Below are 6,535 nucleotides of genomic sequence, written 5' to 3' on the forward strand. Positions count from 1 at the left end.
GGTCGGTGTACGTCCACTGGATGTGTGCTTCATCTGGCTCCTGGTGCTGCCAGAAGTCAGAAACCTCGAAACCAGAGCGCGAAGAGTCAGTTCCAGGTCCCTCAGGCTGCGGAAGTTCTTGAAGCGCACCTTGCTGATCACGGGCACACCTTAACAGCCCCGGAGCCTCCAGGCTCCGGGACTCGCGTGCCGGTGTCGCGCGGGTGGCTCAGAGGGGCGCCACGGGCGGTTCCGGCGTCCGGGGCGTCTCCTCCTCCACCGTGGCCAGGCCGCGCAGCGCGTGCGGCTCGTGGGCGCGCGACTCCTCTTCCAGGCGCTCGAACTCCACCGCGTCGTGCGCGCAGAACACCCGCACCTCCCGGTCGTGCCGGCGCACCAGCTCGCGCAGCCGCTCCTGGTTGAGCTTCCGCAGTCGCCCGTCCTTCTGCATCAGCTCCTGGTACGCCCACAGGCCCGGCGTGCACCGCGGCTGATTCGGGTTCATCTCCTGGTGGTAGAAGTACGCGTCCCCCGCGTGCAGCAGCCACCCGTCCGCCTGCTGGATGGCCACGCCCGAGTGCCCCATCGTGTGCCCCACCAGCGGCACCATGAGAATCTCCGGCGGCAGGCCCGCCAGGTCGCGCACGCTCTCGAAGCCGAACCAGCGATCGCCCCCGAGCGGCATCGGGTACTGCACCCAGTGCGGCTGCGTGCTCCACTGCCTCGGGCGGAAGCGCCGACGGTCCAGCCACGTCGCCTGCGTCATCGCCGCCTCCACCTCCGCCGCCATCACGTGCACGCGCGCCGCCGGGAAGTCGTCCAGGCCTCCGGCATGATCGAAGTCCAGGTGCGTCAGCACGATGTGCCGCACGTCCCCGGCCTTGAAGCCCAGGCGCTCGATCTGCCGCACCGCCGTCATCTCCTCGTTGAGCTGTGGCCGGTTCATCGTCAGGAAGAACGGGCTCAAGCGTGGCCTCGGGTTGCGCACGTCCTCCAGGCCGAAGCCCGTGTCCACCAGCACCAGCCCCTGCTCCGTCTCCACCAGCAGGGTGTGGCACACCAGTGCCGCGGGCACTCCCTTCAGCCGGTGCCGCCCATCCATCAGCCGCCCACCCGGTGGGCACATCGTCACGCAGTTCAAATGGTGGATGCGCATGTCGCGGCTCCCCTCCGCCCTTGGCGGTCGTTCCCCGATAAAGGTGGGGCTCGTCTCCAGGGCGGACCAGACATGAAGGCTCGGGTCGTGCCGTCGAATGAGGAGCTTCCGGGCGGGCGTGCGCTGCCCCAGGCGGACGGATAGAGTGCCGCGCCCATGCGTTCCTGGTTGCTCCTCACCGCCGCGCTCCTCCCGGGGGCCGCGGCTGCCTCCGGACACGAGCTATCCCTCGGCGCCACCGCCGTCACCCTCACCAATGGGGGCAGCTACAACATCACCGCTCCCCGCGTGGGCCTCGAGGCCGGCTGGTCGCGCGAGGCCGGCTCCTGGCGCCTCGGGGCCGGGGTGCGCTGGGCCCCCGCGGGCCGAGGCTCCTTCCCCGTCGAGCTCTATGCCCGCGCCCTCCTGTCCACGCACCTGGGCCGCTGGCGGCCCGCGGTGGGTCCCGAGCTGGGTCTCAGCGGTCTGCCCGTCATCCTCCCCCCCGCGGGCGGCTTCCCCGAGGACCTCTCCGCCCTCCAGTCCGAGCAACTCGGGCCCGCCTACGTCGCCCTGCACGCCGTGCCCCTGCGCTTCGCCTTCGGCCGCTTCACCGCCAGCGCCCTGGAACTTCAGTGGGGCACCTCCCTCAACCGGCCCGGCTCCACCCTGCGCCTTCAGCTCGGCCTCCTCCACCTGGGGATGACGCTGTGAGACCCCTGTTCGCCGCCCTCCTCTTCCTCGCCGTGAGCTCCTGCGCCTCGCGGCCCACCCTCGACGAGGCCGCCCTCTCCCGTGCCGGGGACTTCGCGGCCGGTGTCGAGCGTGCGCGCCTGATGTCGGACGTGGAGGCGCTCGTCGCCTCCCACCGCGAGGACACCCCGCTCGACTGCGACCTCTTCGAGCCCTCGCAGATCGATACGGCGCGTCGGCCCGTGTGCAACCTCACCCGCGAGCGCGCCCGCCAGCTCGTGCGCGAGCGCTTCGAGTCGCTCGGCTACACCGTCACCACGCACGACGTGGCGGATCCGCGCTTCCCCACCTCCAACGTCATCGCCGAGCTGCGTGGCACCGAGCGCCCCGACGAGGTGGTGGTGGTGGGCGCCCACTATGACGCCTACTACTCGGGCGCGGATGACAACAGCTCCGGCGTGGCGGCCATGCTGGAGATGGCGCGGCTGGCCTCGGGCCGGCGCTTCGCGCGCACCCTGCGCTTCGTGGGCTTCGACCTGGAGGAGCTCGGCCTGGTGGGCAGCACGCGCTACGTGCAGGTGCTCCCGAGCGAGAAGATCGTCGCCTCGCTCGTCTTCGATTGCATCGGCTACCGGGACCCGACCCCCGGCGCGCAGCTGGGGCTGCCCGGCTTCCCCATTCCCGACACGGGGGACTTCCTCGCCGCCATCGCCAACGAGCAGTCCGGCCCCCGGCTGGAGGAGCTGTATGTGATGGGCTCGCGGATGGGCAACGACCTGGTGCGCGGTGTGAGGGTGCCCGAGGACGGGACCGGCCCCGCCACCGGCAACCTCATGCGCAGCGACCACGCCCCCTTCTGGCTGGCCGGACAGAGCGCCCTCTTCCTCACCGACACCGCCAACTTCCGCAACCCCCACTACCACAAAGACACCGACGTGCCCTCGACGCTCGATCCGGACTTCCTCGCCGACGTCACCCGGCTGTCCGCCGCCGCGCTCGCCTTCTGGGCCGAGGGGCCCCGGCCATGATGACCTCCACGCTCCTCCTGCTCTCCACGCTCGCCGCCTCGCCGGACCCGGCGGAGGATGTCGTGCGGGCCGAGCCCTCGAGGCACCAGTTCTCGCTGTATGCCCGCTCGGGGGCGACGGTGTACCTCTCGCGGGTCCGCACCCACGGGGGCGTGGGCGGCGGCTTCGGTCTGCGGGACACGGTGGATGGGCGGTGGTTGCTCCAGGCGGACGCGAACGCGCTCATCGGGGTGGGCACCTCGTTCGCGGTGCGCCTGGGAGCGGGCGTGCAGCGCGAGGGCCGGTGGGCTCCCGCCGCGCTGGTGAACCTCACCGGCCTCTTCGGGGACCGGATGGACTTCCTCACCCCCGAGCACCCCTCCTTTATAGGCGGCCCGTCGCTGGGACTCGGGCTGACGTTCGCACCCGCGCGCTTCACCCTGGGCCGCGCGCAGGTATCCCTCCTGGAGGTTGGGGTGGGCGTGGGCACGGACCGGCCCGGGCTCGGCCTGCTCTACGGGCTCACCGTGCTCGAGGTGGGCGTGGCGCTGTGAGAGGCATTACCTTGTAGGGTACAGGGAGGCTCGGCCATGCACTCTCCAGACATCCTCGCGAGCGGGCTCGTCGCCCCGCGTCGCTTCACCCTCTCCGAGTACCACCGGCTCATCGATGTCGGAGTGCTCGGCGAGGATGAGCGCGTGGAGTTGGTGGAGGGGGTGATTGTCGCGATGACGCCGCAAGGTCGATCGCATGCGCTGGTGATTTCCCGGTTGGGCGAGAGCTTCATGGAGGCTCGGCAGCCGGATTGCCGGGTGCGTATCCAACTCCCGCTCTCGCTCGGAGATGACAGCGAGCCGGAGCCGGATCTCGCCGTCGTCACCCGCCAGGAAGAGGAGACGGCCCGGGTGCATCCCCGCGCCGCCCTGCTCGTGGTGGAGGTGGCCGAGGAGTCCCCGCGCAAGGATCGGTTGCTTAAGGGCCGCATCTACGCGCGCGCCCTCGTGCCCGAGTATTGGGTCGTGGATGTGGCCGGCCGGGCCATCGAGGTCTACTCCGAGCCGGATGCCGACGCGGGCCGCTACCGCGCCCTGCGCACGCTCGGAGTGGGGGAGACGCTCTCCTGCGCGGTACTGCCCGGGCTGTCCCTGCCCATGGCGGGGCTGTTCGCCTGACCGGGGCCGACCTCAGTCCGGGAAGAACATCGGCTCGCGCGTGGCCACGAAGTCCGTGATGGCCGAGGCCACCTCCGGCGCGAGGTTCGAGAACCGCACGCCCAGTCCCGGCATCAGCTCGGGCGTCTTGTCGTTCACCTCGCGCGTCCAGCGCACCACCCCCGTCACCTTCATCGGGCGGCCCCCCGGCAGCGTGAAGTCCAGATCCACCGTCGTCCCTCGCGGCACCGCCTGCACCGTCGCCACGAAGATGCCTCCCTCACTCACGTTCGCCGTGAACCCCGTGAAGAAGTTCGACTCGCTCCGCAGGTCGATCGTCGCCTGCATCCGCACCCGCGACGAGCGGGCCCCCAGCGGCCGTGGCTCCGGAATCGTCAGGTTCCCCGAGGTCTGCGCCACCGGGCGCGCCTGCGCCGTCGCCTGCCGCGTCCGCTCGGCCTCGCGCTCTCGCTGGGCCTTGGCCGCCGCCTCCGCCGAGCGCTTCAGCCCCGCCTCCGCCTCCGTCAGCTCCTGCTGCGCTCGCGCTTGCAGGTGTTGCAGCGTCTTCAGCGCCGTTTGCGTCTCCTGGCTCGCACGGCGCCGTGCCTCCAGCGCCTCGTGACGCGCCGTCAGGGACCGCTCGCGTGCTTCCGCCGTCGAGCCCGCGCTCGCCGCGGCCGACTCCAGCCATGTGCTCGCGGTGCGCACGTGCTCGTCGCCCTGGCGCTCCGTGGAGGCTCGTGACACCTGCTGCCGCAGCTCCGCCAGCCGACGCGTGAGGGCTTCCGTCTCCGTCACCGCTCGGTTGAGCTGATCGGCGACTCGGGCTTCCTGGCTGGCCAGCTCGGCCTCGGCTCGCGCGAACTCGGCTTCTCGGGAGGGCGGGGGGATCGGGGCGGGGGACGGCGCGTTCATCTCGGCTGTCCACTCTACCGTGGCAACCCGGGGTCCGCCTACCCTCACCCCGTCCCTCTCTTAGTGGGAGAGAAAACGGGTCCCCAACAGTTTCAGGCACTTGGACCGAATTGATGGGGGGTCAAAATCCATCAATTCATGTCTCCTCTGGCGTTCACAGCTACATTCCCCACTACACGGGACACGCACCCGAGGTGAACCGACCGGCTGGGGGCGTTCGGGCGAGGTGTCCCGGTGGGTCGGCTCAACGGAATGAATCGACCACAAAGACCGAGGCGCCCGAATATACGTCCGCAGAGTCGCCAACGTACATCCGAAGAATCCGCATCGTCTTGATGGCTTCTTCCGAGCATTTCTCAGGCCCGGGGCTTCCATCCGAGCGCAAAGGCACGCCCCCCGGTGGGCATCCCGCTGTCGCCAGAAGCAGAACTACGGCAGGGAGTAGCAGCGCTCTATTCGACGGCATGAGCAGCGGTCTTACTCACGAACAAGCCGACGATCCAGGAGAACGTAGGTGTCCAAGAACCCGTCCTGGCGGTAGATCTCCAGCGCGAGGGTTTTGACGAACCCGTCATCCGCCTTGAAGGCACTCCTGTCCACGACGACGGCCACATTGCCGGATTCGCCTGGAGCAATCTCCTCCCGGTCCGTGCGCAATGCAAACGGCCTCGCCTCACCGAACAGGAAGGGGGCGCGTTGGTCCTCTCCTGGGCGGGTAGTCCGGAGGCGAGCCTCCGCCAAACTCCAAGGCTTCGATGGGTGGCGGTTCGTTACAGTAAGCAGGACCGCCGCTTTCTCTTTGCCCGCGAAGATTCGGACGACCATTTCGGCGCCGTCATCGGTCTTGACGATCCGCTTTCGTCGTTCCATGAACGAGGTTTGATTGATGGCACCTGTCGTTAGAAGTTTGGCAAGCGCGTGGTCTGCCGTGTCCTCTTTGTAGTGACGGTAAGCTGCTTCCTCAAGCAACCGCTCCCTCTGGCGGGTTTCTTTGAGCTGCGCTTGGAGTGCTTCGCGGGTTTCCGGTTCGATGAAGACGTTCACCTGCTGGTCGGGCCACTCGCCTTCTTTCCTTGTGGCACGCTCCATGGTGAAGGGCACTTCCGTCCCATCCGCGAGCCTCACGACCAAAAGAAATCGGTCCTCCGCTTCAAGGGCCTGGAGCGGCACGATAATCACCGATTTCCCGGCGCACGCCACCGGCTCGAAGCGACCCTCCCAGCCCAGCATTTTCGTTCCCGCCGCATCGCAGGGCTGCTGGAACCGGAGCACGGTCACAACATCGGGGGCTACGTGCAACCGCCGAGCCGACTCAATCGGGGGACCCTGAACGTAGGCGCTCCAAACGTTCGGATCGCGTCCACGGGCCATGGCCGCCGACGCCAAGAGGACGACAAGTAGGGCAGACCGGGGAGGTAAGAAGTTCCGCATAACGCGGCACGACCTGGCAGAAAGGGTGCATGGCGGCCAGCCCGTCACACCCCGTCCCTTTCTGGCATCCCATGGTTGACTACCCTAGCCTCGGCAGCATGGAAAACTTGAATTTCGCCTTTCGCCTTGGGGCATTGGTGTGGGGAGGGCTCGCGTTTGGTTGCTCGGCTGGGACTGCTGCCTTGGGCCCGGCAGATTGCCGACCGGGAGACTCCACCCTGGCG

General features: G+C 68.9%; 7 protein-coding genes. 4 read left to right on the forward strand and 3 right to left on the reverse strand.

Features of this window, described 5'->3' with window-relative positions:
* Positions 1-208: 208 nt before the first annotated feature.
* Complete coding sequence (locus VF794_RS41160; protein ID WP_331119446.1) at positions 209-1,135, reverse strand: MBL fold metallo-hydrolase; 927 nt, start codon at positions 1,133-1,135, stop codon at positions 209-211.
* A gap of 156 nt (positions 1,136-1,291) precedes the next feature.
* On the opposite strand from VF794_RS41160, the gene VF794_RS41165 reads away from it, so the two are divergent.
* The 4 genes from VF794_RS41165 to VF794_RS41180 are packed head-to-tail and all read left to right on the forward strand — an operon-like array spanning position 1,292 to position 3,986.
* The gene (locus VF794_RS41165; protein ID WP_331119448.1) at positions 1,292-1,828 is read left to right on the forward strand and encodes a hypothetical protein; all 537 of its coding nucleotides are present in this window, start codon (positions 1,292-1,294) and stop codon (positions 1,826-1,828) included.
* The gene (locus tag VF794_RS41170) at positions 1,825-2,835 is read left to right on the forward strand and encodes a M28 family peptidase (protein ID WP_331119450.1); all 1,011 of its coding nucleotides are present in this window, start codon (positions 1,825-1,827) and stop codon (positions 2,833-2,835) included. The genes VF794_RS41165 and VF794_RS41170 overlap by 4 nt, the downstream gene beginning before the upstream one ends.
* Positions 2,832-3,368 carry a hypothetical protein gene (locus tag VF794_RS41175; protein WP_331119452.1) on the forward strand — a complete coding sequence of 179 codons (537 nt, stop codon included), beginning with the start codon at positions 2,832-2,834 and terminating at the stop codon, positions 3,366-3,368. The genes VF794_RS41170 and VF794_RS41175 overlap by 4 nt, the downstream gene beginning before the upstream one ends.
* Before the next feature lie 36 nt (positions 3,369-3,404).
* The gene (locus tag VF794_RS41180) at positions 3,405-3,986 is read left to right on the forward strand and encodes a Uma2 family endonuclease (protein WP_331119454.1); all 582 of its coding nucleotides are present in this window, start codon (positions 3,405-3,407) and stop codon (positions 3,984-3,986) included.
* A gap of 12 nt (positions 3,987-3,998) precedes the next feature.
* On the opposite strand, the gene VF794_RS41185 is transcribed toward VF794_RS41180, so the two are convergent.
* Together VF794_RS41185 and VF794_RS41190 are read right to left on the reverse strand one after the other, a co-directional pair.
* Positions 3,999-4,880 (reverse strand): TIGR02266 family protein, encoded by an 882-nt coding sequence (locus tag VF794_RS41185; RefSeq protein WP_331119456.1) that lies wholly within the window; start codon positions 4,878-4,880, stop codon positions 3,999-4,001.
* Between the two features lie 477 nt (positions 4,881-5,357).
* Complete coding sequence (locus VF794_RS41190; protein WP_331119458.1) at positions 5,358-6,311, reverse strand: DUF2381 family protein; 954 nt, start codon at positions 6,309-6,311, stop codon at positions 5,358-5,360.
* Between the last annotated feature and the right edge of the window lie 224 nt (positions 6,312-6,535).

The organism is Archangium sp., from assembly GCF_036389735.1.
Classification (GTDB): domain Bacteria; phylum Myxococcota; class Myxococcia; order Myxococcales; family Myxococcaceae; genus Archangium.

Excerpts from the sequence above, each read along its gene's own strand:
- VF794_RS41190 (WP_331119458.1), bottom strand. The coding sequence starts at position 6,311 with ATGCGGAACTTCTTACCTCCCCGGTCTGCCCTACTTGTCGTCCTCTTG.
- VF794_RS41185 (WP_331119456.1), bottom strand. The coding sequence starts at position 4,880 with ATGAACGCGCCGTCCCCCGCCCCGATCCCCCCGCCCTCCCGAGAAGCC.
- VF794_RS41175 (WP_331119452.1), top strand. The coding sequence starts at position 2,832 with ATGATGACCTCCACGCTCCTCCTGCTCTCCACGCTCGCCGCCTCGCCG.
- VF794_RS41160 (WP_331119446.1), bottom strand. The coding sequence starts at position 1,135 with ATGCGCATCCACCATTTGAACTGCGTGACGATGTGCCCACCGGGTGGG.
- VF794_RS41180 (WP_331119454.1), top strand. The coding sequence starts at position 3,405 with ATGCACTCTCCAGACATCCTCGCGAGCGGGCTCGTCGCCCCGCGTCGC.
- VF794_RS41165 (WP_331119448.1), top strand. The coding sequence starts at position 1,292 with ATGCGTTCCTGGTTGCTCCTCACCGCCGCGCTCCTCCCGGGGGCCGCG.